Below are 23282 nucleotides of genomic sequence, written 5' to 3'. Positions count from 1 at the left end.
CCTTGAAGTGCGCCTTTAAAGGCTGTCTCAGGTAATTGGCATAACAGGGGCGCAGCCGCGCTGCGCCAGGTTCGCCGAGGCGTTACTCGCCCGCGCGCTTATTGACGAACAGCAACTGCTGGCCGGTGAACTCCAACAGACCTTCAAGGCCGAACTCGACGCCGAAGCCGGACATCTTGCTGCCGCCGAACGGCGTGTTCGGTTGGATCCGGGCGTGGCAGTTGACCCAGGCCACGCCGCTTTCCAAGCGACTGGCCAAGGCCTGGGCCTGTTCGACTTCCGGTCCCCATACCGAGCCGCCCAGGCCCATGTCACCGGCGTTGGCACGGCGCAGCACATCCTCGACGTCGCTGTAAGCGATCAGCGGCAGCACTGGTCCGAATTGCTCCTCGTCCACCAGACGCTGGCCGTCGGTCACATCCGCGACCAACGTAGGCGGATAAAAGAACCCAGGACGGTCCAGACGTGCGCCGCCGCACAACACCCGTGCGCCCTGGGCCCGTGCATCGGCGACCAAGGCTTCAACCAGTTGCAATTGATCGAGGTTCTGCACCGGCCCAAAGTTGACGCCGGGCTCCAAGCCATCACCCACCACCTGGCGTTCAGCAATTAGCGTGAGCGCATCGGCAAAGGCCTGGTACTGGGATTCGTGAATGTACAAACGCTTGAGCGCAGCGCAGGTCTGGCCCATGTTGAGGAAGGCGGCCTGAAAAATCTCCTCGGCCACCTCCTCCACCGGGGTGCTGGGCAATACGATCGCGGCGTCGTTGCCGCCCAGTTCAAGGGTCAGGCGCTTGAGATTGGTGGCCGCGCCGCGCATTACGCTCTGGCCGGTGGCGGTGGAACCGGTGAAGACAATTTTCTGGATCCCCGGGTGCGAGGTGATCGCACTGCCGAACCCCTGCTCGCCGGTCACGCAGTTGATCACACCGTTGGGCACATGCCGCGCAATGATTTCCACCAGGCGCAGGGTGCTCAGCGGCGTCAGGCTCGACGGTTTGCTGATCACGCAGTTGCCGGCGCGCAGTGCCGGCATGATGTGCCACACGGCGATCATGAACGGCCAGTTCCACGGAGTGATGGAAGCCACCACACCCAAGGGTTTGCGGTGCAGCTCAATGCGCTGGGTCGGGGTTTCTTCCACCAGTTCCACGCCAATCTGCTGTTCGGCGGCATAGCGGGTCCAGGCGGCGGCGCCCATGACTTCGGAAAATGCCAGCTCCAGCGGCTTACCTTGTTCGCGCACGATCAACCGGGCCAACTCATCGGCGCCCTGCTCGATATCCTCGGCAATCGCCAACAGACGCTCGCAGCGCTGAGCATGCGAAACATGACGCCATTCCTTGAAAGCCGCCTGGGCGGCGGCCACCGCATCGTCCAGTTGAGCCAGCGAGCCGGCCGGGCATTGGGCAAATGCGGCGCCGGTGGCCGGATTGATCACCTCGAACTGTCCGTTTTCACCGGCAACCTGAACCCCATTGATAAGCATCTTGTAGTGGTGCATGTGTCATCTTCCTTTAACGCTGGCGAGCCTTGCCGGACACCGGCAAGCGAACAGTCTATAGTGTGCAAGGTGCAGTGAGACGGTATCGCTCAATGCCTCAGAGTTTGTGGCTGCCCAGCGCCAGAAAACGCTGCGGCGATACCTTGCGCAGTCGCGCGGCGAGAAAAACCCCGCCCAGCAGCGCCGCTGGAATGACTGCGCATAAGGCGTAGGACAAGAGCTGGCTCGCGCCGGTAAGCACATCGAAATGCACCACCGCCAGCACCAGCACCATCAGCAAGGCCAGGCAGGAGAAAATCGGCAGAATACGCCCCCGCCAGATGCCGACGTTGAGTTCGGGATGCCGGTGGAAATACACACACACCGAGATCGAAGTCATCGCCATGAGCAAAATGACGCACAGCGTGGCGAGGTTGGAGAACCAGGCGAACAGTTGCAGGATCGGATCCGCATCCATGGCGGCGAAGATCAGCACCACGACTGCGGCGATCAGACTTTGCAACGCCGAACCCATATGCGGGCTTTGGTGCACACGGTGGGTGGTACCCAGCAAACTGTGCAGCAGACCGTCCCGGCCGATGGCGTAGAAATAGCGTGCCGCGGCGTTATGAAACGCCAGCAGCCCGGCGTAGATGCTGACCATGAACAGCACGCGGATAATTTGCGTCAGATAGGGGCCGACAAAGTGGTCCGACATGCCGTAGATGAAGGTGGTCGGGTCCTGCAAGGCTTGCAGCATCGGCACGATTTTATCCGATCCTACGCCCACCACCATCGACCAGACTGACAGCGCGTAGAACCCGCCGATCAGCAGCACGGAGCTGTAGGTGGCAATCGGAATGGTGCGGTGTGGGTTTTTCGCTTCTTCGCCGTAAATCGTAGTGGCCTCGAAGCCGATAAAGGCCGCGAAGCAGAACAGCAGGCCGATCGACGGAGTACCGCTGAACACGTGCCGGCTGGTGAAGGAGTCGAGATTGACACCGCTGTCGCCGCCGGTCTTGAGAATCGCGACATCCAGGGTCAGGATCGCCAGGTATTCGGCAATCACCACCACCGACAATACGCGGGCCGACAGATCGATCTTGCGATAGCCGAGGATCGCGATGCTGACCATCGCCATCAGCGAGTAGGACCACCAGGGCAACACCAAGCCGTACACGCTCTCCATGGTGCCACTGACCACACCACCGAACATGCCATAGAGGCCAACTTGCAGGATGTTATAGGCAAACATCGCCAGCACACCCGCCGCCCCTCCGGCCAGGCCACCCAAGCCACGCGAGGTAAAGGCGTAGAAACCACCGGCGTTGGTGACGTGGCGAGCCATGGTGGTGTAGCCGACCGAGAACGCCACCAGCACCAGCAAGGCGAGCAACAACAACGCCGGGGTACCGGCACCATTGCCCAGCATGATGCCAATCGGGAATCCTCCTGCGATGACGCTGAGCGGACTCGCCGCCGAAATCACGAAGAAGATGATAAAGCCGACACCCAAGGCGCCACGCTTGAGCTCCGTGGAGCTGTTGACCGGGATAGATAGACTCATGTTCTTAACCTTATTGTATGAGGCAGTCGCTGTGGTGTAGGTCCGATCAAGGCGCTATCGGTACCAGGTAGCGCTTTTGTTTTTGGGATTGCACGCTGTATTCGATGCTATGCCCCCCCACGAACAACCCGCTATCCCAAATCGGTAACATCGCCGGTGTCACATCAGACCGACAGATACCGGCCTTCAGGACCGATTTGGGATAACGGAGCCCCTCTGCATTCAGGCATGCTAGGTCCAGCCCCCTATTCTGGATGCCAGCCATGCCCTTTACTGACTCCAAGCGCCGCTGGCTGATACTGGCCATAATCTCCAGCGCATTACTGCTTATCGTCATTGACATGACGGTGCTGTATACCGCCTTGCCCACACTGACACGAGAGCTAGGGGCCACGGCGTCACAAAAGCTCTGGATCATTAATATCTACGCGCTGGTCGCCGCCGGACTGTTGTTGGGCATGGGCACCCTCGGGGACCGCCTTGGGCACAAACGCCTGTTTATCGGTGGCCTGGGCGTTTTCGGCCTGTTCTCGCTGATCGCTGCATTCTCGCCGTCGGCCAGCGTATTGATCGGCGCCCGTGGTTTCCTCGCGGTCGGCGCAGCGATGATGATGCCCGCTACGTTGGCGCTGGTGCGTTTGACGTTTACCGACCCGCGCGAGCAAGCCATGGCGTTCGGTATCTGGGCCTCAGTAGCCTCCGGGGGCGCCGCATTCGGCCCCGTAGTGGGTGGGCTTTTGCTGGAGCATTTCTGGTGGGGCTCGGTGTTTCTCATCAATGTACCGATTGTGCTGCTGGCTCTGCTGCTCGCAGCGACAGTGATTCCCGATCACCCGGGGAATGCGCAAAGACGCTGGGACTGGCTGGGTTCGCTGCAGGTCATGATCGGCTTGATCAGCGTAGCTTATGCGGTCAAGGAACTGGGTAAACGGCACCCCTCCTTCGAAGCCATGCTGATTGCGCTCGTCTTGGGCACGTTATTTCTGACGCTTTTCATTCGACGTCAGCGGCGTGCCGATCAGCCGATGCTTGATCTGACGCTGTTCCGCGCGTCAGGCTTCAGAAATGCAGTGATTTCAGCAGTGGTATCAGCCGCCGCCTTGATCGGCATGGAACTGGTATTCAGCCAGCGCCTGCAACTGGTGCTGGGCCTGTCGCCGCTGGAGGCGGCGCTGTTCATCCTGCCGCTGCCGCTGGGTTCGTTCGTCGCCGGACCGCTTGCCGGGCATTACCTGCCGCGCCTGGGAGAGCAGCGTATGCTGTTCTGGACGCTGCTGCTCTCAGCCGCTGCGATGCTCACCTATTTGCTGGCGCACAACGCCGCAGCGCCAGTGCAGATCGTCAGCCTTGCGCTGCTGGGCTTTACGATGGGCGCAGCGCTGACCGCAGCGTCCAGCACGATCATGCTCAGCGTGCCCGCCGACAAAGCCGGCATGGCCGCCTCCCTTGAGGAAGTATCCTTTGAACTGGGCGGCGCCGCGGGCGTGACGCTGGCGGGCAGCCTGTTATCGGCAATCTACACGTACTCGGCGAGCCAGACGATTGCGCCATGGCTGGCCCTGAATCCCATGATCTTCGAGAGCCTCGACGATGCGCTGGTGGTTGCCGCGACGTCTTCGCCCGAACACGTCACGATGCTGACCGAGTTAGCCCGTGCGGCGTTCGACGCAGGTTTCGTCGCCGTGCTGGCGGCCTGTGCGGCATTGTTGCTAATGGCAGCGCTGCTGGTCAGGCCACGTAAACTGTTGTCATGAATAGGTGACAGCAGCCGATGTAGTGACACATCCAATAAAAAGTCGGTGGTCCCAAACCAACCGATGATCGATCAACACGCTGTTCACCTGTGAGATAGCCAAATGCTCGACGCCCTTTCCATCCGCTTGAAAATCGTCCTCTTGTCCGGTTTGTGCCTGCTTGGCGTGATCGGCCTGATCGTCGGCATGAACCTCTATCAGGGTAACCAGAACAACCGGTTGATCAGCACCTCGAGCAGCAGGATGCTGACCGAAAGCGGCGAAACCCTGCTGCTGGCCAGGGCCGCGGAGCAGGCAACGAACCTGCAAAGAGTCTTCGGCAATAGCCTGCAGATCATCAGCGCTTTTTCCGACCAGGCGGCCAACTTACGCACCATGGCCGCCCAGCGGGGGTTGGCGGCCGCTACATTGCGTGAGGAACTTAACCTGGCGCTCAAGACGACGTTCGAACGCAATCCGCAGGTTCTAGGGCTTTGGCTGGTTTACGAACCTGATGCGCTGGATGGAAAAGACCGTGAGTTCGCCAACGACGCCGCACGCGCCTCCAACGAAGATGGACGGTTTGCCAGCGCCTGGAATCGCGGCGCAGGCGAAGCGATGAATATCCTGATCCCTGAAAGCGACTTGCAGAAAACCGAACTGAGCATCAGCGGCACGCCTTATAACAGTTGGTACACCTGCCCACGAGATACCCGAAGCACTTGCCTGATGGCCCCTTATGCCGACACCCAGGCCGGACAGGTTCAACTGATGACCACGCTGTCGATGCCCCTGATCGCCGATGGCAAGGTCGTCGGCACCCTTGGGGTCGATCTCGCGCTCGGCGCTCTGCAAGCTGCCGCCAGCGATGCTCAGCGTACGCTGTTCAACGGTTCAGGGCGCATGCTGATTGTTTCCGACAGTGGTGTACTTGCCGCTTACAGCGCGGACGCGAGTCAGATCGGAAAAAACATCAGCGTTCCTTTGGCAGAGGATGGCAAAGCAGTGCTCACCGCATTGAAACAACAAAAGCCGGTAGTGCTGGCACGTGATGACCTGATTCGCGCTGTCTACCCCGTTGCGCCAATGCCCGAAGCGGCGGCGTGGGGAGTGGCTATCGACCTGCCGAAGGGCGTCCTGCTGGCGGACTCAATGAAGCTTCAGGCCTTGCTTGACCAGACGCAAACCCGCGACATACTGGAGTCGCTGCTGGTCGCCATCGGCGCAGGGTTGTTGGGCCTGCTACTAATCTGGTTCACCGCCTCCGGTGTGACACGCCCCATCAACAGTGTCGCTCGAATGCTCAAGGCGATTGCCAGCGGCGACGGCGACCTGACCCAGCGGTTGGATTACCGCAAGAAAGATGAACTGGGCGAACTGGTGAACTGGTTCAACCGGTTTCTCGACAAACTGCAACCCACCATCGCGCAGCTCAAGCAGAGCATCACCGCAGCGCGCGGCACCGCCGACCAGTCTTCGGAAATCGCGCGCCAGACCAGCGAAGGGATGCAGGTACAATTTCGCGAGATTGATCAATTGGCAACCGCTTCCCACGAAATGAGCGCTACTGCGCACGAAGTCGCCAACAGCGCGTCAAACGCAGCCCTGGCGGCCCGGGGCGCAGACCAGGCGTCCAAAGAAGGCATAACCATCATTGAGCGAAGCACCCGTGACATCAACGCGCTGGCCAGTGATGTCAGCAAGGCCGTAACTGAAGTCGAAGCTCTGGCGATCAACAGCGAACAGATCGGCTCGGTGCTGGAAGTGATCCGTAGCATCGCCGAACAGACCAATCTGCTCGCCCTCAACGCCGCGATCGAGGCCGCACGGGCCGGGGAAAGCGGCCGGGGTTTTGCGGTGGTTGCCGACGAAGTACGCAACCTTGCCAAGCGAACTCAGGATTCGGTAGAGGAAATCCGTTTGGTGATTGAGCGTATCCAGACCAGTACGCGTGGCGTAGTGGCAACCATGCACTCAAGCCAGACTCAAGCCCAGAGCAACGCCAGCCAGATCCATCAGGCCGTGGAGGCGCTCGGTAAAATCAGCAACGCGGTTACGGTCATCAATGACATGAACCTGCAGATTGCAAGCGCGGCGGAAGAGCAGAGCGCGGTGGCCGAGGAGGTCAATCGCAACGTCTCGACCATCCGCGGCGTGACCGAGACACTGACTGAACAGGCCGCCGAGTCGGCGCAGATCAGCAGTCAGCTCAACGAACGGGCCAACCAGCAAATGAAACTGATGGACCAGTTCCGCGCCTAGAACGTAGCGGGCATCGACCGCACTGCGCGGCCAGGCGTACGCTCAGCTCCACCGCCGCGCTGGTGTTCAGGCGCGCGCGCAGACGGGGATGGCAGCGCGAGGAGTGTGGGACGGCAACTCTGCAAACAGCGTCTGGTACTCTTCGGCAAAATGGCTGAGGTGGTAGAAACCCCATTGAGCGGCGACATCACCAATCGAAAGGTGGGACGCGAGGGTACACATCAGGGTGCGGCGCACACCGTTGAGCCGGACCGAGCGCAAGTAGTTCAGCGGCGTGGTCTCGGCTACCGAGCGGAAACTGTTTTGCACGGTGCGCCGACTTACCTGCAGGCGTTGGCACAACTCGTTAACGCTGGGCACGTTGATCATTTCGGCAGTCGTCAGCCGGTGGCATTTCTCGACAATGAAGCTGCGCGTGGAACTCGGACTGCGTTGCTGCTTGTCACAGGCCGGGTCGGTAAGCAATTGCAACAACTCACCGAGCAAGGCCCGTTCCAGCCCCTGCTCGCGCACGCTGTCGAGTTCGTCATCGATCTCAGCCAGGGAAAGCATCGCGAGCAATCGAAGCCGAGCCTGGGTGAAGCGCTGGGCGGACACTCGGATCACTGGCTGGCGCAGCAACCGAGTGATCTCACTGGCCGACGCCGTCTGCGCCAGCGCCTGTTCGAACCAATCGCGTTCGAAAGTGATGGACAGCAGCTCCATGCCCATCGGCATATGGAACATGAACTCCTCGCCCCCCTGCAGAAAGAACAGGCTGCTGTCATCCACTTCGCGCCCCTGCATGCGCGTCGAACCCGGCACGCTGATCGGCACGGCGAAGCACATCTTGCCGCGCGGCGCCACACCGCGCTGCACCACCCGCTGGTTGATCTGCTCGCGGAAAACGTGGCAACGCGCAGTGGTCAGCTGCATCAGCGAACTTTCGGCCAGACCGGCGGTTAACTGGCTGTAATCCTGGTTCCACTCCTGAACGGTGGCCGCATGGGCATGGATATCACGAAAATGGCTTATGTGGTGGTTTCTCATGATGTGCGAAAAGCCTCTGCCAATTTTTGTTTTTAGTTCGCATTCCTTTGCGATATTCGCACAAAGTTCAAATCCCGCGAAATTTCTTCTCAAATCCCCTTTGTCGAAAACTGCGGACGGCCGATTCATCTATTTGCCGATTCGGGCTAACGGTCAAGGACACTCCATGAGAATGATCCACACACTGAAACCGCTACCCCAGAGAGTGCGTCATGATCGAGTCCAAACTAGAATCCCTGCACTTCGCGGATGCCCCGCGAATTATTTCCAGCACCCTGCCCGGCCCCCTGACCCGCGAGGCCCTGGCGTTGTCGGCGAGCACCGAATCAATGGCGCGTGGCGGCGGCCGCATGCCTATCGCCATGGACCGCGCGTTCGGCGCGACCTTCAAGGATCCCGACGGCAACACCTTCATCGACCTGTCTGCGGGCGTAGGCGTCAGCAGCGTCGGTCGTTGCCACCCGAAAGTCGTGCAAGCCATCCGCGAACAGTCCGAAGTGCTGATGCATGCCCTGGAAATCAACAGCACCCGCCGCACCGAACTGGCCGCCAAGATGTCCGAGATCGCGCCCGACGGCCTGCGCGGCGACTGCATCACGTTCTTCACGCAAAGCGGCAGCGATGCGCTGGAAGCTGCGATCAAGTTCGCCAAACGCATTACCGGGCGCCACCAGATCCTCGCCTTCCACGGCGGCTACCACGGCGTGTGGAACGCCTCCGGCGCCCTGACCACCGGCACAGCCTACCGCAAGGGCTACGGCCCGATGATGGGCGGCGTGATTCACGCGCCCTACCCATACGCCTACCGCTTTCCCTTCGACACCAGGCAAAAAAGTGCCGAGCAAATTGCTGGCGACTATGTGGACTACCTGCTGAACAGTCCTTACACCGCCGCCGATGACGTGGCCGCGGTGATTGTGGAACCGGTGCAGGGCGAAGGCGGCTACGTGCCGCCCTCCCCCGAGTTCCTGCAACTGTTGCGCAAGGCCTGCGACCGCGCCGGCGCGTTGCTGATCGTTGACGAAGTACAGTCCGGTGCGGGCCGCACCGGCAAGATGTGGGCGGTCGAACACTCCGGTGTGAAACCCGACATGCTGACCTTCGGCAAGGGCATTGGCAGCGACTTGCCAATGGCCGGGTTGATCATGCGTTCGGACCTCGCCGCCCAGATTCCCGACGGCTCGATGCCTAATACCTTCGCCGCCAACTCGTTGTCTGCGGCCGTGGCGTTGACCAATATCAGTATCTTGCAGGACCCGGAACTCGGTCTGCTCGATCGCGCCCACACCCTGGGGCTGGAAGCGCAGGAACGTATCCGTGGGTTCAACAGCCCGTTCGTTGGCGAAGTCCGCGGCCGCGGTTTGATGATCGGTATCGAGCTGGTGGAAGACGCCGCCACCAAGACACCGCTCGAGGGCGCCAAGATTGGCCAACTCATGGGCTACCTGATGAACCATGGCGTACTGATGATCCCTTGCGGGCGCTACAGCAACGTGATGCGTGTGATGCCCTCGCTGACGATCACACGCTCGCTGTTCTTCAAGGCATTGGACATCTTTGGTGATGCGCTGGCTTCCCTCAAGGCATGAGGCGTGTCACCTCCGAACAATCACGCATGGACATCCACATGACTCAGCACCTGAACCACTTTATCCAGGGCGCGCCCTTCGAAGCCAGCGACGGCGCGCGCATCCCCCTTATCAATCCCGTGACCGAACAGGTGTACGGCAGTTGCGCAAGCGGCACCGCCGAGGATGTGGACCGGGCCGTGACAGCGGCGCGCGCCCAGCTGGAAGGTGGCGCCTGGAGCCGGCTTGACGGCGCCCAGCGCGGCCGGCTGTTATCGAAACTCGCTGACCTGGTGGAGCGCGACAGCGAATCACTGGCCGACATGGACGCCGACGCCATCGGCCGTTCACCGCTCGAACCGCGCCGGATGGACCTGCCCAACGCTATCGCCAACCTGCGCGCCGCCGCCGGCTGGGCCAACCAGCTTGAAGGACGCACCATTCCCACCGGCGGCTACTTCGGTCGCAAGACCCTCTCGTACACCGTACGCGAGCCAGTGGGAGTCGTGGGCGCCATCGTGCCGTGGAACTCACCGCTGATGATCACCGTGTGGAAGCTCGCCGCATTGCTGTCGGCGGGCTGCACCGTGGTTATCAAACCTTCGGAAGAAACCCCGCAATCGGCCCTGCATCTGGCGGCGCTGGCGCAGGAAGCGGGATTTCCTGACGGCGTGATTAACGTAGTCACCGGTTACGGTGCCCAGGTAGGCCGCGCCTTATGCGAACACCCGCATGTGGCCAAGATCAGTTTCACCGGCAGCCCCGAGGCTGGGCGTGAGATCCAGCGCACCGCGGGTGTGCTGTTCAAGCGTGTGGCACTCGAACTGGGCGGCAAAAGCCCGCAGATCGTGTTCGACGATGCGCCTTTCGATGAGGCGCTGTTCGGCTGCACCCTGGGCCTGTTCGCCAACCAGGGGCAGATCTGTGCAGCCGGCTCGCGCATCCTGGTCCAGCGCAGCCTCGCCGAGAGATTCGCTGGTGCACTGGCCGACGCCGCGCGCGCGGTCAAGGTCGGCGATCCTCGCCAGCCTGACGTGCAGATGGGGCCGGTGGCCAAGAAAGCGCAATTTGATCGCGTCAACCGTTACATCCAGCTCGGTATCGACCAAGGCGCCTCGCTGCTGGCCGGCGGCGTATCCACCCCTAACCAGGGCTGGTTCGTACGCCCAACGATTTTCGCCAATGCCCGCAATGACATGACGATCGCCCAGGACGAGATCTTCGGCCCTGTCGGCACGGTGATCACCTTCGACAGCGAAGAAGAAGCCGTGGCACTGGCTAACGACTCCGCCTACGGCCTGGCCGCCACGGTGTGGACCACCGACCTAGCGCGCGCGCACCGCGTGGCCGCAGCGGTAAAGGTCGGCGCCATCGGCGTCAACTGCTGGAGCCCGCTGGACGCCAACCTGCCGTGGGGCGGCGTCAAGGCCAGCGGCATCGGCCGCGAAGGCGGGCTGAGCGGCGCGCTGGTCTACACCGAGGAGAAAGTGATCACCGTGCTGCTGCCTGCCTGAGAGCAGTCACTGCACTTGCCATCCTCGCGGCCATGGCCGCGGAGGGTGGCATTCAATCGTGCGTTTTCAACGCCTTGATGATCAATGAAGAGACTGCGATGAACAACCAAACACAAACGGCAATCGATCGGTATCCCGTGTCCCTGCGCATCCTGCACTGGGTGCGTGCCGTCGTCATAGCCGGGCTGCTCTGGGCCGGCTGGCACATGACCGGGCTCGATGATGAAGTCGTGAGTAAATACACGCTCTACTACCCGTGGCACAAATCGTTCGGCGTGCTGGCGTTTCTGCTGGTGTTAGTACAGATCGCCTTGCGTGTTCGCACCCCCGCCCTTCCGCAGCCACCGCAAACACTGGCGGCGCATGAGCGTTTCCTCTCACGGTTTGTACAACGCTCCATGTACGTGCTGATCGTGGCCGTCCCGTTGATGGGGTACTCGATGTCAAGCACCTACACCATGAGCGACGGGGTATTCTTTTTCGGTGTGAACCTGCCGGAGCTGCTGACAAAGAATGACGATTGGTTTGTCGTGTTCCAATGGCTACACAAGGTACTGGCCTATACCTTGCTGGTGTTGATCGTGCTGCATATCGCGGGTGCGCTCAAGCACCGACTCTTCGACCGCGACCCTCGTAACAATGTGTTGCGCCGCATGCTATGAATTAATAACCTTCTCGATGCAAGCACAGGATGCGCCACCCCCCTGTAGAGCATGTAATAACAGTTGCTACCGGTCGGTGCCCTTAGATATCGGCCGAGGTGTAGCGCATAAGACATCCTCGCTGCAACTGTTCCAACTAACTTATACTTTCAAATCGGGATATAAAAACTGCGCCGGCAATATAATCAGTCAAATGGAATGACCTCACCGAGTCAACTTGAGTGAATCCGTCGCTGCAAATCAGCTATTAGCAGGTTCGCGATGTAAGAAGGTACTACGGGAGGCCCATCCATCCAGAAATGGAGGTCTACCAGTAGATGCCTACTAACTTTTCTAATCCGCAAACCAAGCTCTTCTATAGGCCCATAGAAGCGGCTCTGCGCTGGTGTAATCTTATTCATCATGAGTCTGAAATATTGAAAGCCGCTTGGCTGCAGCCAAATAACCTGCCTCAGCTGTTTTGTCGATGGCCAAGTCTTCAGGCAGCCGTAGAAAAGATCGGTGATGCTTTACGAAATGGAGAACTGCCTTATGGTTGCCTCGGCATTTCTGTTCCTTTGGGAAGCTATGTAGAGCCCTATCAGCTTACCATCCGCCATTCAGACTTACGCCGTTGGATGGAGATTCATTATCCCGACCATAAGCCCAGTTTTTTATTCGAGTCCGGTGAGGATGCACCTGCAAAGGTGAGCCTCGGAACTTTTCTCTCGTTGAAAGCAGATCGAGATGAGTTATCGAGAGCGTTCAAAGCGCAACAGCAGCTCATTCAAGAAATCTTGGGAGAACTCCAGTCGATTGGACTTGAGAGAGATGATCTCAAAGCCTTGGCCAAAACGAATGGTCAACTCAGCGAGCGCAGCGAACTGACCTATCACAACATCATTGGGGCATTGGTCAGCCTTCTCTTGGACCATTCGCCCGCCGGAAAACCTCTTTCGGTATTCACGAATCAAGCAGCCATCGTTGATGCCATTGTCGCTCGTCACAAAGATGTGCCCGGCCTCAGCAAGCGCACGCTGGATGAAAAGTTTGCCGTGGCCAATCGTAGCCTCAAAAAAAACAACTGATCCAGTCAATTGCGTTGCAATAGGCTTGATTGCAATGCAATGACTCATCCCGCCTTGTGCGATTCAATCCATGTCACTTCCCACCACGCGCCAATCGGCGCCAGGAGTGACTAGCATGTCCAACCAATCTGTCACCTCAGTTGAAGCACCTCAACCCCAACGCCACATCATGCGACGTGATGAGGTTGAACAAAAAACCGGCTTCAAACGTGCGCACATTTACAACCTGATGAAGGAAGGCAAGTTTCCGCGGGCGAAGCGTATCGGACTGCGCGCAGTTGGCTGGGACTCACTGGAAATCGAGCACTGGATTGCAGAACGCCTTTCGCAACAGGAGTGAGGGGATGCACGTGATATCGGTGGTTTCCACTAAGGGCGGGGTAGGTAAAACGACAGTAGCGGCCAATCTCGGTGGTCTGTTGGCCGATGCTGGCTTGCGCGTTCTGCTGTTGGATCTAGATAGCCAACCCACCCTATCCAGTTATTACTCATTGAGCCAAAAAGCTCATGCAGGTGCGTACGAACTCATTGCACTCAAGCTAACAATACCTGAGCGAATAATATCTAGGACTGCAGTCGTCGGTCTCGACCTGATTTTCTCCAACGACGATCAAGGTCGACTGAGCACCTTGTTGCTGCATGCCCCTGACGGACGACTACGCCTGCACAATTTGCTCAACGAGTTGTGTCTCAATTATGACCTGCTTTTGATCGATACTCAGGGAGCACGCAGTGTACTGCTGGAGATGGCCATCCTGGCCTCCGATCTCGCCCTCTCTCCCATCACGCCAGAAATGCTCGCTGCCCGCGAAATGCGCCGTGGCACCTTGAAGCTATTGAGTGAGCTCGAGCCGTTTCGCCACCTGGGCATCGACCCGCCGCCCTTACGGCTCTTACTGAACCAGGTAAACGTCAATCGAGTGGACACCCGGATGATCATCCGAAGCCTGCGCGAGACTTTCGCAGAGGCTACCAATATCTCGGTGCTAGACACCGTAATCCCGGACCGAGTGGCCTATCTCAATGCCGCCTCCCTCGGCTTACCGGTCCACCGAATAGATACACGCCCGTCGAGTAAACGTCGACGCTCGCAGTCTGCGCTAGAAATCATGCAGGCGCTGGCCATCGAATTATTTCCGGAATGGCGCGAAGCGATCTCATCGGTAATGAGGTGTGCGGAACCTCAATAAAACAAATTGCCCAATCAGCATTTCACCCAATTACTTTTGTTTGATCGACCTTGAAGCCAACAGGGCTTGGTAAGGAGTTTTCTAATGTTGGATCAGTTTCCTATCGTTGTTCAGCCTTCCATTCGACCCAGCGACGCGGCTTGCGAGGAGTACTGCACCGTGGTTTTTCATTTGCAAGGGGGGCGCTCGGCCATGGTGTGGTTCCTCGCAGAACTCTCCCAACATTTCGAAGGTTCAGGGACTGCCGAAATCGTGAAATTCGAGGTCGGTGACCATTTGCGTAGCCGGCGTTAATCGAGGCGGTTCCGATGAAGAAGCTCAGTCAGGAGGAAATCACCGACAAGCTGCGCCAGGACCACTTCACTCAAGGTCCTGGACTGGAGCGACTGTCCGATCCAGTCATCGACACTCCCATGTTGGTCACTCTGGAACAGTTACGTCCCTACGAACACAACCCACGCTTCATACGTAACCCGCTTTATGACGATATCAAGGCATCGATCCGTGAACGCGGGCTGGATCAACCGCCACCGATTACCCGCCGGCCGGGTGAAACCTCTTTCATCATCCGCAACGGCGGTAATACGCGCTTGGCAATTCTCGGCGAGCTGTGGCAGGAAACTCGCGACGAGCGTTTCTTTCGGATCCACTGCCTGTTCCGACCTTGGAGCAATGAAATCACCGCCCTACTCGGTCATTTGGCTGAAAGCGATCTGCACGGTCAACTCACGTTCATCGAACGGGCTCTGGCGGTAGCCAAACTCAAAACCATGCTTGAGTCGGATGGCCCAGAGCTCTCACAACGGGAGCTGGCTCGACGCCTTGCCGCTGGAGGCTATCCGATTTCGCAGTCGCATATCAGCCGCATGCTGGACACCCTCGAACACTTATTACCCGCCATTCCACAAACTCTGTATGCCGGATTGGGTAAGCCTCAGATAGAGCGTCTGATCGGTCTACGTAGTCAGGCTGAACGAACCTGGAACCGTTATCCAACTGCCACAGTTGCGTTTGCAGAGTTCTGGCTGGAAACCATGGGCTACTTCGATGGTGATCCTGACTCGTTTGATCTTGAGCAGATCCAGGACGAACTGCTCGAACGCATGAGCAGCTTGCTCGGACAGTCCTACCGTATGCTGGCCCTGGAGCTGAGCGATACCCAACGGGGCGCCCGCACGCCTGGGGCTATCGTCACCACGCCTTCAGAAAGCAGTCATCCGCCAAGCGAGCATGAAGCCGCGGCAGAACCGCCCTCCTCCGATGCGGAATCAAAATCAATCGAGGCCGAGAGCAGGATAGAGCCAATTTCAGAAGAACTGCTCGCAGAACCCGAAACAAATGCTTTACCAGCGGCCAGTCCTCGATCACGCGTTCAACAGATTCGTGAGCAAATCGATCGCGAGATAGCCACCGAAACGACGTCCCCAGTCGAAACCTGCCCAATCGACGACCTTTGGATCATCAAACCACTGATGGATACCCCCGAGCAACTGCGTTTAGCCATTGCCGGACTGGCTCGTGAAATGGCGGCCTATGCCGGAGATGCCGAGTGCATCATTGATCAAAAGCTTGGCTTGGGCTTCGCGTTGGACATTGAGCGACTCGATCTTTCAGCGCCTCGCTCGACCGGCGTTCACCTAATGCTCCTGGCCCTGCTACGTGCTCAAGACGAGGTGAACTGGGAAGATCGCAAGCAAATACCTTCCGCACTGTTCGGGCAACTGTTGTTAGGGGTCTATCAACTCCCTCTACCAGATCGACCAGTCACAGACGTGGGGCTGGAGCGACTGCCTGACAATCTGCTAATCAAACTGTTTCGCCTGATCCGCTTGGCCCGGAGACTAATCGACTTAACGCTCACCTCTGAAGAAAACTTACCGAAGGAGCTGAGATGAACCTGTCCTTCAATATGCTCAATCAAGCCATGCTAACCCAGGTACTGCACGAACTACGCCTGGGCAACCTGCAACGCTGCAAGGCACTTGGACTCAGTGAGGATGACATCTTCGTGCTGCAATCCTTACCACCGACCACGTTATCGCGCCTGGCCCATGCCACAGTCCCTTGGCTTGAGGTCAAGATTGACTCGCCAGTGCTGCATCGTTTGATTGAACAAGCTGAACGCGACGAACAGAACGAACGGTTGATCAACCGAGCGCTCAAACTCGGCGCCAGCAGCACCATTATGTACCAGTGTTTTGGCTTGGCGCATTCGGAAACAGCCATGCGCCGGCGTCTACTCAAGATAGAAACCCGTAAAGGCCGCCCCCAACATTTAAGCGAAGCGCAGGAGCATGCGTTGTGGCAACGTTGGCGACAAATACGAACAGAGGACGGCACCGAGGATAAACTCGACGCCATGATGATGCTTGCCGAAGAACAGCAGATCAGCTTGACCATCGTTTGGCAGCAAATCGACCAGTACAGCAACAAAACATGAATGCTGGTCCTGCCAGTCGCTGGCAACGTGTCCTGCAGCAATGCACACAGCAGCTGCATGAGCGCTGGCCAGCACGCCCTACCACTGAACAGCCCTCCAACCAGGCTCTACAGGCTGGCTTTCTGTTTAGCGGCCAATCACACGAGGTCGTGCCACGTCGGCTGCTATTGGACAATCGGCTGACGCCATTGGAGCGAAATGCCTGGCAGGTATTTCGACTCATGCTGCAAGGCCAGGGCGTGGTCACGCCGCGCTATGAGGATTTGCAGCCTTACCTCTCGAGCGTGCCCTACGGTGCGTCAGCCTCGCGTGAAACCATTGCTCGCGTGTTGACGATGCTCAGGCTCACTCGTTGGCTCAGCTTGGTTAGCCGCGGTCGCGATCAAATCAGCGGGCGGCTACAAGGTTCTTTGTATGTTCTGCACGATGAGCCGTTAACCCCCGCCGAAGCCATGGAGCTGGATCAGGATTATCTAGAACTGGTCGGACATGCCCTCGGTCATGCGACGAAGGCGGTGCGGATTGTCGCTCAACACATTGTGGAGGAGGTCCGACAGGACACGAATATCGATCAGGGTCGGTTACCGACGCGGCTCGACAGCTGGGGCGAACAGTGGACGCAGCAAGGCTTGGATCAGCCACCCGGTGATGCACTCCACGATTCCGAACAGAGGGAAGATCACCGCGTTCGGAATCGTGCAGGCTCTCGTTCGGATTCCGAATCAGGCTTGAACCCTAACGTTTCCAGCACCGTTCGGAATCCGAACGCTGCCTGTACTGTATTAAAAGAAAGTAAATGTACAGTACCGCGCGCGACCTCTACTGTGGATAACCTGCGCTGGCCCACTGCGCTACACCTGAGTCCCAGCGAACGTCAGGCCGTCGCGGCGGCGCTGATCAAGCTTAACCCAGCGGATCAGCAGGCTGTGCTCAACGAGGCGGGGGCACGCTGTAAGGCCGGCGGTATCCGCAAGCCAGCGGCCTATCTGATGGGCCTGATCCAGCGTGCGCTGAAAGGCGACTTTCGTCCTTGGGCAAGTCAGGTCGAACCGTCACCCGTCGCAGAGCCGCCCCCATCCGCTCCCTCGCGGCCGACTCGGAAAAAGGGCGAACCCGCATCAGCCCTCGCCCAAGCGTGTCTGAATGAGCTGCGCCAACTGCGTGCACGCGGTGGAACTCAGTAGAGTTGATGCCAGTGGCATCAAATCCATAGAGCTCCAGTCTACGAAATGTCGTACCGGGCCATGGAGCTTTTAGAGGAACACCGGGACGTACTCAACTAAACGTAGACGTTATGTATTTCTCTTTCTCATCAAACCGAACAGACCGCGTTCAGCTTTTTGGCTGCCCTTGCCCCTCATCTGTCGCAACTTCCCGTCCAAGCCTATGCGAGGACAACACCATGGCCGATCACTATCAACTCAATCTGGGTTCATTGCGCAGCAGCATCACCCTGACCCTGCATACCCACCATGCAGCCCGTATCTGGCAAGGTCGAGCCGCACGCGAAGGCGTCCACTCGATCATGGGTATGGCCGGTTACATCAGTGTCACCAACCTGATCAAACAAACGGCCGCCCAGGACGATCCCTATGCTGATTGGGCCATCGTGCAGCTCGAAGAAAAATTGATGCAGGCGAAGGCCGGGATGGGAGAACTGACCCAACAGCTGGACCGAATCAGACAGGACCTGCCAACACAGATCGACATGGGGGACAACCTCAACATCCACCCTGTGACTTTGCCGTTGTATATCGGCAGCCAACTGGGTTTTCTGGCGGTTTACCTGCTAACCGACTACGACACGCTGGTACGCCATACCCTACTCGCCCATCACACCGCCTTGATCGGTCGAAGAGACATGGAAGCCTGGATCGACGACGGCGCCCATCTGCTACGCAGCCTGTTCGGTCAGGCGCAACGTTATCGACATGCCGGCGTCACACGCGATGATATGGCCGCAAATAATGCCCGCGCCCTGGCGGCCGTGGAGAAGTATGGATTGCCCCCGATGGACATCCTTGAGGGTCATCGCCGTTCTCAGTTTGCGCCGCCGATCATTCGCCGTGGTGCTGTAGCAGTGGATGACGCTGACGCTTTGGCAGAGGTAGTGGACGGTCCGTCTGCGAGCGTAGATGAGTCGGAGGCTGATGTATGAATCCCATGATCCCGATTCAGCCAATGCCCTTCGAAGCGTTGACACAGAATGCCTACCGGCAGCTCGAACACGCTGCCTCCCTAAAAGGCCTTTTAAAACCTTTTAAGGGTAAGGGGGAGTTGGAGCACCTGGCGCAGGTGGCGAGGGAAATCGAGGCGCAGTTATGTCGCCTGATGGAGGCTGTGGTGCAGCAAGCCGGGCAGCCGCCGTATTCACTACTAGATATACGATTGGTACTGCAGAAGACCGGTGCTGGCACCACATTTTTGCGTTGGCGCACCCGTGATTTTGCTCGCATGGGTGTGGCGGTTTGGGAACGTCAGATCTCCAACAAAGCATTGCCGCAGATCGTACGAGATGAATTGCACCGTTTCGAATGCGCGCGTATCGCACTAAACCTTCAGATGAGTGTGGTGCATTCGCTCTACCGCCAGGCTACGACCTGCGCGATCAACATGGCCAGTGCCGAACAGTTGCTGCGCCAGTTCACACCCGCAGTGGAGGCAACACGATGAGTACTTTTTTCGTCGGCGAAGGCAATATCGGCAGTGCGCCAGAGTTCCAGGAGTTCGCCTCAGGCAATGACGAGCCACGGCGCTTGCTAAGGCTGAATGTGTACTTCGACAACCCCATCCCACGCGAGGGCAGCTATGAAGATCGGGGCGGCTATTGGGCGCCGGTTGAGCTCTGGCACCGTGAGGCTGAACACTGGAGCACGCTGTACCAGAAAGGCATGCGCGTGTTGGTCGAAGGTCGTACGGTGCGCGATGAGTGGGAGGACAGCGAAGACAATGCGCGGGTGACCTTCAAGATCGAGGCCCGTCGAGTCGGCATCCTGCCTCACCGGGTACAAAGCGTGGTCATGCGGGAACGCTCCAGTGAACCGACGGCCGCTCAAAATGCTGAGCAGGCCAGCTCGCCGACGTCGAAACCCAAGAAACACAGAGGGCAATCACCTAAGGCCTGACGACTTCAGGCATAAAAATTGCGCCTTTGCGCGAAGTTCCAGGCCTGCCATTGCTCGCGGCTCATGAAGCCCCCCACCCAGCTACGAACGCTCCAATAAGGTAGCAGCTTCAGCTCATTCAAGGCCGCCCTCACCGACTAATATGAGGAACCTGCCATTCAGGTTTCTCATATCTCGCCCCTGCTACTTCGAACAACGCTGCTCCGAACTCAATCCGGAGTAGATATATGCGCCTCTTCCTCTGCGAGAAACCTTCCCAGGGTCGTGACATCGCCAAGGTTATCGGAGCCACTCGGCGCGGTGATGGTTGCCTGATCGGCCCCGAGACAACTGTCACATGGTGTATCGGCCACCTACTGGAGATGGCCCCGCCTGAAGCCTACGGCACTCAGTACAAGAATTGGTCGTTGGATCATCTACCGATCATTCCGGCGCAGTGGCAAGTGGAGGTCAAACCCAAGACTGCCGCGCAGTTCAAAATCATAAAACGCCTGCTCAGCGAAGCTACCACCATTGTCATCGCAACCGACGCCGACCGCGAAGGTGAGATGATTGCACGCGAGTTGCTGGAGCTCTGCCAATATCGAGGCCCTGTTCAGCGCCTCTGGCTGTCCGCACTCAATGAGGCGTCGATTCGCAAAGCGCTGACCTCGCTGAAGTCGGGTCAGGAGACCTTCCCGCTCTATCACTCGGCCCTCGCCCGCAGCCGTGCCGACTGGCTGATCGGCATGAACCTCAGTCGTTTGTTTACCCTTCTTGGTCGGCGGGCGGGTTACGACGGTGTCTTGTCGGTTGGACGTGTCCAGACACCCACGTTACGTTTGGTGGTTGATCGTGATCGTGCGATTGCCAGCTTCGTTTCAATTTCTTACTGGGAAGTGGATGTGCACCTTTCCTCAAAAGGGCAACCATTCATCGCGTCGTGGCTACCACACCACTCCGCGCGAGATGATGCTGGTCGTTGCCTGCAACAGGCGCTTGCCCGTGAGACCGTCGAAGCAATTTCGGGTACCAAGACCGCGACAGTACTCTCTCTTCGAACTGAGCATTTCCGGGAAGCGCCGCCCCTGCCCTTCGACCTGAGTACTCTGCAAGAAGCCTGCTCACGCAAACTGGGACTCGGCGCTCAGGAAACCCTGAACATCGCTCAATCCCTGTATGAAACCCATAAAGCCACTAGCTATCCGCGCAGCGATTGTCGCTATCTGCCAGAGAGTATGTTCAACGAGGTATGCACAGTATTCGATGCCCTGCGCCAAACCGATCCCGCACTAAAGTCTGCGCTCGGAAACCTAGACCAATCCTTGCACTCACGAGCGTGGAACGATGCCAAGGTCACGGCTCACCACGCCATAATCCCTACCACCGAACCGGCAAATCTTGCGCGAATGTCGGAACACGAGCGCCACGTTTACGAACTTATCCGTGGCCACTACCTTGCGCAGTTTCTTCCGCATCATGAGTTTGATCGAACCCAAGTCGAACTGGAATGTGGCGAAGAACAGCTGACCGCTGTCGGCAAACAGATACTGGTTCAGGGATGGAAAGGCATACTCTCCGACTCTCCCAAGGATAATGAGCCGACGCATAAATCCCAAGTTTTACCCGGCTTGCAGCAGGGGACTCAGTGCGCCGTGGACGATGTCGAACTCAAGTCCATGCGCACTGCCGCTCCCAACCCTCTCACCGAGGGCGATCTGATCAAAGCGATGAAAAACGTGGCCAAACTGGTCAGCGACCCACGCCTGAAACAGAAACTTCGGGACACCACCGGTATCGGTACTGAAGCTACAAGCGCCGGGATTATCAAAGGGTTGATTGATCGCGGATATTTGCTCAAGAAAAAACGCACCTTAATGGCCTCCGCCGCGGCCCATACCTTAATAGAGGCGGTACCCGTTGCAGTTACGGATCCAGGTATGACCGCGATCTGGGAGCAGGCTCTGGATGAAATCGAGGCGGGACGTCTAAGCCTCGATGCGTTCGTCGCCAAGCAGGCGAGTTGGATTGCACAGTTGATCGCAAATTGCAGCTCCCTTACGTTAGCGTTGCCTGTTGAAGCCGGTCCAACCTGCCCCATATGCAACGCCTCCATGTGTAAGCGAAAAGGGAAAACAGGGCCGTTCTGGTCATGCTCAGACTATCCGGACTGCAAGGGCACAATGCCAACCAGCAAAAGCACGCGTCGTACATAACGCACTTTACTGATCACGCGAATTGCCGGTCGAAACCCATATCTGCTCCAGTTCATTAAACGCTTTCAGGTGAGCAGAATCTTCTTTGAGCCGATAGACAGCCTTGTCGCTACCCGCCAACACCAGTCGCGAACAGGACAGTCTTTGCGCACATGGCTAAACATACGTCGCAACCGTGGCAAGGAAAGAATGTCGCCGCCGGTAGTCTGAGGCGATAACCAGGGAGACTTTCAATGACTCGACGCGCTCGCTTAGCCGCTCTATTGACACTAACTGCATCAACCGCCTTTGGCGCCCCTAGCTACGATCATCTCTATGCTTTCGGTGACAGCTACTCTGACAATGGTGCGGGTCAAACCTTCACTAGCCAATTGGCCACGCAGAAGGTCAAAGATGCGCAGGAGTTACCCGGTGCGTTGTATTGGAAGGGGCGCTGGAGCAATGGCCCTACCGCCGTCGAGGACTTGGCTCTCGCCTTGAAAACCCCCTTGACTGACTACGGGATTGGCGGTGCCAAGAGCGGCAACGGCAACTACTATGCCTGGATGGAGCAATATCGCGACACTGGGATTTTCGGTCAAATCTCCGATCATCTGAAAGCCGCTAAAACACACAAAGCGGATCCAAATTCGCTCTATTTCATTTTCATCTCAGCCAACGACTTTTTTGAATGGGCCGACTTCTCGCACCCAGAGTCGATTGACGTGTTAAGCCAGAACAGTGTGGCGAACATACAGAGGGCCGCCGAGACGCTGATTGCAGCAGGCGCCAAGCACATGATGGTCGTGGGAACTACAGATTTGAGTCATGTGCCGGCTGTGGTGCAGGGCAATCAAGTCAAGAGCGCAACAGAATACCAACAGATACTCGAACAAAAACTGCCAAACGTGCTAACAACACTGGCTAAAACCCATCATGTCAGTATTAGTTACTTTGACCACCTGGCCTTCAGCGACAAGCTTCGCGCGGCGCCCGATGTTGCGGGTTTTAAGGATCTGGATACCCCGTGCCAAGCCACCTATCCGGCCGTCAAGCCCGTGTGTAAAAATCCAGATGCCCACTACTACTGGGATGAATGGCACCCGACCCGCAAAGTCCACACTCTGGCCGCCGAGGCGATGCTTGAAACGTTAAAAGCTAGTCGCTGAGGTTTCTATCAGGTTGTAGCCAGCGATCTGGCTCAGGGGTGCGCGCGCAAATCATGGCCAAGGCAGGGATGGACAGTCAGTCTGGGGCTATCTGCCCCTCGCGCTTCTGATCTGGACGCTATCGGGTAAACTCCGCGGAAACCCTTGCGCTTAGCGTTGAGATCTAGAAGGTGTGTTCGTCGGACGATTACGCCTTGACGTCAGCCTTCCCGGTCTGCTGTAGTGCCTTCGGATGATCGCTAACAGCAACCCAAGACCGATACGCTCCGGGTAGCTCGGTCGGACTCCCGGAGTTCGGA

20 protein-coding genes and 1 pseudogene are annotated in these 23282 nt (G+C 58.2%); 18 read left to right on the top strand and 3 right to left on the bottom strand.

Annotation, left to right across the window (positions count from 1 at the left end; genetic code table 11):
• Positions 1–82: 82 nt before the first annotated feature.
• Together C4J90_RS09960 and C4J90_RS09955 are read right to left on the bottom strand one after the other, a co-directional pair.
• The gene (locus C4J90_RS09960) at positions 83–1504 is read right to left on the bottom strand and encodes an aldehyde dehydrogenase family protein (protein WP_124403728.1); all 1422 of its coding nucleotides are present in this window, start codon (positions 1502–1504) and stop codon (positions 83–85) included.
• A 97-nt stretch (positions 1505–1601) separates the two neighbouring features.
• Positions 1602–3050: an APC family permease gene (locus tag C4J90_RS09955; protein ID WP_124362223.1), complete on the bottom strand. Its 1449-nt coding sequence runs from the start codon at positions 3048–3050 to the stop codon at positions 1602–1604.
• 263 nt (positions 3051–3313) lie between these two features.
• Here C4J90_RS09955 and C4J90_RS09950 point away from each other — a divergent pair, with 263 nt between their 5' ends.
• The 3 genes and pseudogenes from C4J90_RS09950 (at position 3314) to C4J90_RS27395 (ending at position 7045) form a co-directional block, all read left to right on the top strand.
• Complete coding sequence (locus tag C4J90_RS09950) at positions 3314–4804, top strand: MFS transporter (RefSeq protein ID WP_124362222.1); 1491 nt, start codon at positions 3314–3316, stop codon at positions 4802–4804.
• Positions 4805–4906: 102 nt separating this feature from the next.
• A pseudogene (locus C4J90_RS27400) lies at positions 4907–6187 on the top strand (HAMP domain-containing protein); the annotation flags it as partial.
• 102 nt (positions 6188–6289) lie between these two features.
• Entirely contained in the window at positions 6290–7045 is a 756-nt protein-coding gene (locus C4J90_RS27395) for a methyl-accepting chemotaxis protein (protein WP_372237495.1), read from the top strand.
• A 66-nt stretch (positions 7046–7111) separates the two neighbouring features.
• On the opposite strand, the gene C4J90_RS09940 is transcribed toward C4J90_RS27395, so the two are convergent.
• Entirely contained in the window at positions 7112–8074 is a 963-nt protein-coding gene (locus C4J90_RS09940) for a helix-turn-helix domain-containing protein (RefSeq protein WP_124403726.1), read from the bottom strand.
• A gap of 212 nt (positions 8075–8286) precedes the next feature.
• On the opposite strand from C4J90_RS09940, the gene C4J90_RS09935 reads away from it, so the two are divergent.
• The 15 genes from C4J90_RS09935 to C4J90_RS09865 all read left to right on the top strand — a co-directional run bounded on the left by C4J90_RS09935 (position 8287) and on the right by C4J90_RS09865 (position 22983).
• Entirely contained in the window at positions 8287–9663 is a 1377-nt protein-coding gene (locus C4J90_RS09935) for an aspartate aminotransferase family protein (protein ID WP_124362219.1), read from the top strand.
• A gap of 38 nt (positions 9664–9701) precedes the next feature.
• A complete protein-coding gene (locus tag C4J90_RS09930) occupies positions 9702–11156 on the top strand; it encodes an aldehyde dehydrogenase (RefSeq protein ID WP_124362218.1) in 1455 nt (484 codons plus the stop codon).
• Between the two features lie 98 nt (positions 11157–11254).
• Positions 11255–11818, top strand: coding sequence for a cytochrome b (locus C4J90_RS09925; protein WP_124362217.1), 564 nt, complete (start codon positions 11255–11257; stop codon positions 11816–11818).
• 317 nt (positions 11819–12135) lie between these two features.
• On the top strand, positions 12136–12885 hold the full coding sequence (locus C4J90_RS09920) for a hypothetical protein (protein WP_124362216.1): 750 nt from the start codon (positions 12136–12138) through the stop codon (positions 12883–12885).
• A 115-nt stretch (positions 12886–13000) separates the two neighbouring features.
• Positions 13001–13225: an AlpA family transcriptional regulator gene (locus C4J90_RS09915; RefSeq protein ID WP_124362215.1), complete on the top strand. Its 225-nt coding sequence runs from the start codon at positions 13001–13003 to the stop codon at positions 13223–13225.
• A 4-nt stretch (positions 13226–13229) separates the two neighbouring features.
• Positions 13230–14075, top strand: coding sequence for a ParA family protein (locus tag C4J90_RS09910; protein ID WP_124362214.1), 846 nt, complete (start codon positions 13230–13232; stop codon positions 14073–14075).
• Between the two features lie 84 nt (positions 14076–14159).
• Positions 14160–14369, top strand: coding sequence for a hypothetical protein (locus tag C4J90_RS09905; protein WP_124403725.1), 210 nt, complete (start codon positions 14160–14162; stop codon positions 14367–14369).
• Between the two features lie 14 nt (positions 14370–14383).
• Entirely contained in the window at positions 14384–15970 is a 1587-nt protein-coding gene (locus tag C4J90_RS09900; RefSeq protein ID WP_124406844.1) for a ParB family protein, read from the top strand.
• Entirely contained in the window at positions 15967–16515 is a 549-nt protein-coding gene (locus C4J90_RS09895) for a DUF2857 domain-containing protein (RefSeq protein WP_124403724.1), read from the top strand. Before C4J90_RS09900 ends, C4J90_RS09895 begins: the two co-directional genes overlap by 4 nt.
• Positions 16512–17699: an STY4528 family pathogenicity island replication protein gene (locus tag C4J90_RS09890; protein WP_124419697.1), complete on the top strand. Its 1188-nt coding sequence runs from the start codon at positions 16512–16514 to the stop codon at positions 17697–17699. The genes C4J90_RS09895 and C4J90_RS09890 overlap by 4 nt, the downstream gene beginning before the upstream one ends.
• Positions 17700–17917: 218 nt before the next feature.
• Complete coding sequence (locus C4J90_RS09885; RefSeq protein WP_124406843.1) at positions 17918–18673, top strand: PFL_4669 family integrating conjugative element protein; 756 nt, start codon at positions 17918–17920, stop codon at positions 18671–18673.
• Positions 18670–19188, top strand: a complete 519-nt coding sequence (locus C4J90_RS09880) for a DUF3158 family protein (RefSeq protein WP_124406842.1) — start codon at positions 18670–18672, stop codon at positions 19186–19188. Before C4J90_RS09885 ends, C4J90_RS09880 begins: the two co-directional genes overlap by 4 nt.
• Positions 19185–19640, top strand: coding sequence for a single-stranded DNA-binding protein (locus C4J90_RS09875; RefSeq protein ID WP_124362207.1), 456 nt, complete (start codon positions 19185–19187; stop codon positions 19638–19640). Before C4J90_RS09880 ends, C4J90_RS09875 begins: the two co-directional genes overlap by 4 nt.
• 227 nt (positions 19641–19867) lie before the next feature.
• The gene (locus C4J90_RS09870) at positions 19868–21835 is read left to right on the top strand and encodes a DNA topoisomerase III (protein ID WP_124419696.1); all 1968 of its coding nucleotides are present in this window, start codon (positions 19868–19870) and stop codon (positions 21833–21835) included.
• 233 nt (positions 21836–22068) lie between these two features.
• Positions 22069–22983, top strand: coding sequence for an SGNH/GDSL hydrolase family protein (locus tag C4J90_RS09865; protein ID WP_124403720.1), 915 nt, complete (start codon positions 22069–22071; stop codon positions 22981–22983).
• The last annotated feature ends 299 nt before the right edge of the window (positions 22984–23282 follow it).

It is taken from the genome of Pseudomonas sp. R2-60-08W (assembly GCF_003852335.1).
Lineage (GTDB): Bacteria > Pseudomonadota > Gammaproteobacteria > Pseudomonadales > Pseudomonadaceae > Aquipseudomonas.
This window is presented reverse-complemented; position numbering and strand designations above follow the sequence as displayed.

Bases quoted from the DNA above. Each gene is read 5' to 3' on its own strand.
- C4J90_RS09915 (WP_124362215.1), top strand. From the start codon at position 13,001: ATGTCCAACCAATCTGTCACCTCAGTTGAAGCACCTCAACCCCAACGC.
- C4J90_RS09920 (WP_124362216.1), top strand. From the start codon at position 12,136: ATGCCTACTAACTTTTCTAATCCGCAAACCAAGCTCTTCTATAGGCCC.
- C4J90_RS09885 (WP_124406843.1), top strand. From the start codon at position 17,918: ATGGCCGATCACTATCAACTCAATCTGGGTTCATTGCGCAGCAGCATC.
- C4J90_RS09880 (WP_124406842.1), top strand. From the start codon at position 18,670: ATGAATCCCATGATCCCGATTCAGCCAATGCCCTTCGAAGCGTTGACA.
- C4J90_RS09910 (WP_124362214.1), top strand. From the start codon at position 13,230: ATGCACGTGATATCGGTGGTTTCCACTAAGGGCGGGGTAGGTAAAACG.
- C4J90_RS09935 (WP_124362219.1), top strand. From the start codon at position 8,287: ATGATCGAGTCCAAACTAGAATCCCTGCACTTCGCGGATGCCCCGCGA.
- C4J90_RS09905 (WP_124403725.1), top strand. From the start codon at position 14,160: ATGTTGGATCAGTTTCCTATCGTTGTTCAGCCTTCCATTCGACCCAGC.
- C4J90_RS09870 (WP_124419696.1), top strand. From the start codon at position 19,868: ATGCGCCTCTTCCTCTGCGAGAAACCTTCCCAGGGTCGTGACATCGCC.
- C4J90_RS09955 (WP_124362223.1), bottom strand. From the start codon at position 3,050: ATGAGTCTATCTATCCCGGTCAACAGCTCCACGGAGCTCAAGCGTGGC.
- C4J90_RS09895 (WP_124403724.1), top strand. From the start codon at position 15,967: ATGAACCTGTCCTTCAATATGCTCAATCAAGCCATGCTAACCCAGGTA.
- C4J90_RS09930 (WP_124362218.1), top strand. From the start codon at position 9,702: ATGACTCAGCACCTGAACCACTTTATCCAGGGCGCGCCCTTCGAAGCC.
- C4J90_RS27395 (WP_372237495.1), top strand. From the start codon at position 6,290: ATGCAGGTACAATTTCGCGAGATTGATCAATTGGCAACCGCTTCCCAC.
- C4J90_RS09900 (WP_124406844.1), top strand. From the start codon at position 14,384: ATGAAGAAGCTCAGTCAGGAGGAAATCACCGACAAGCTGCGCCAGGAC.
- C4J90_RS09960 (WP_124403728.1), bottom strand. From the start codon at position 1,504: ATGCACCACTACAAGATGCTTATCAATGGGGTTCAGGTTGCCGGTGAA.
- C4J90_RS09890 (WP_124419697.1), top strand. From the start codon at position 16,512: ATGAATGCTGGTCCTGCCAGTCGCTGGCAACGTGTCCTGCAGCAATGC.
- C4J90_RS09865 (WP_124403720.1), top strand. From the start codon at position 22,069: ATGACTCGACGCGCTCGCTTAGCCGCTCTATTGACACTAACTGCATCA.
- C4J90_RS09950 (WP_124362222.1), top strand. From the start codon at position 3,314: ATGCCCTTTACTGACTCCAAGCGCCGCTGGCTGATACTGGCCATAATC.
- C4J90_RS09925 (WP_124362217.1), top strand. From the start codon at position 11,255: ATGAACAACCAAACACAAACGGCAATCGATCGGTATCCCGTGTCCCTG.
- C4J90_RS09875 (WP_124362207.1), top strand. From the start codon at position 19,185: ATGAGTACTTTTTTCGTCGGCGAAGGCAATATCGGCAGTGCGCCAGAG.
- C4J90_RS09940 (WP_124403726.1), bottom strand. From the start codon at position 8,074: ATGAGAAACCACCACATAAGCCATTTTCGTGATATCCATGCCCATGCG.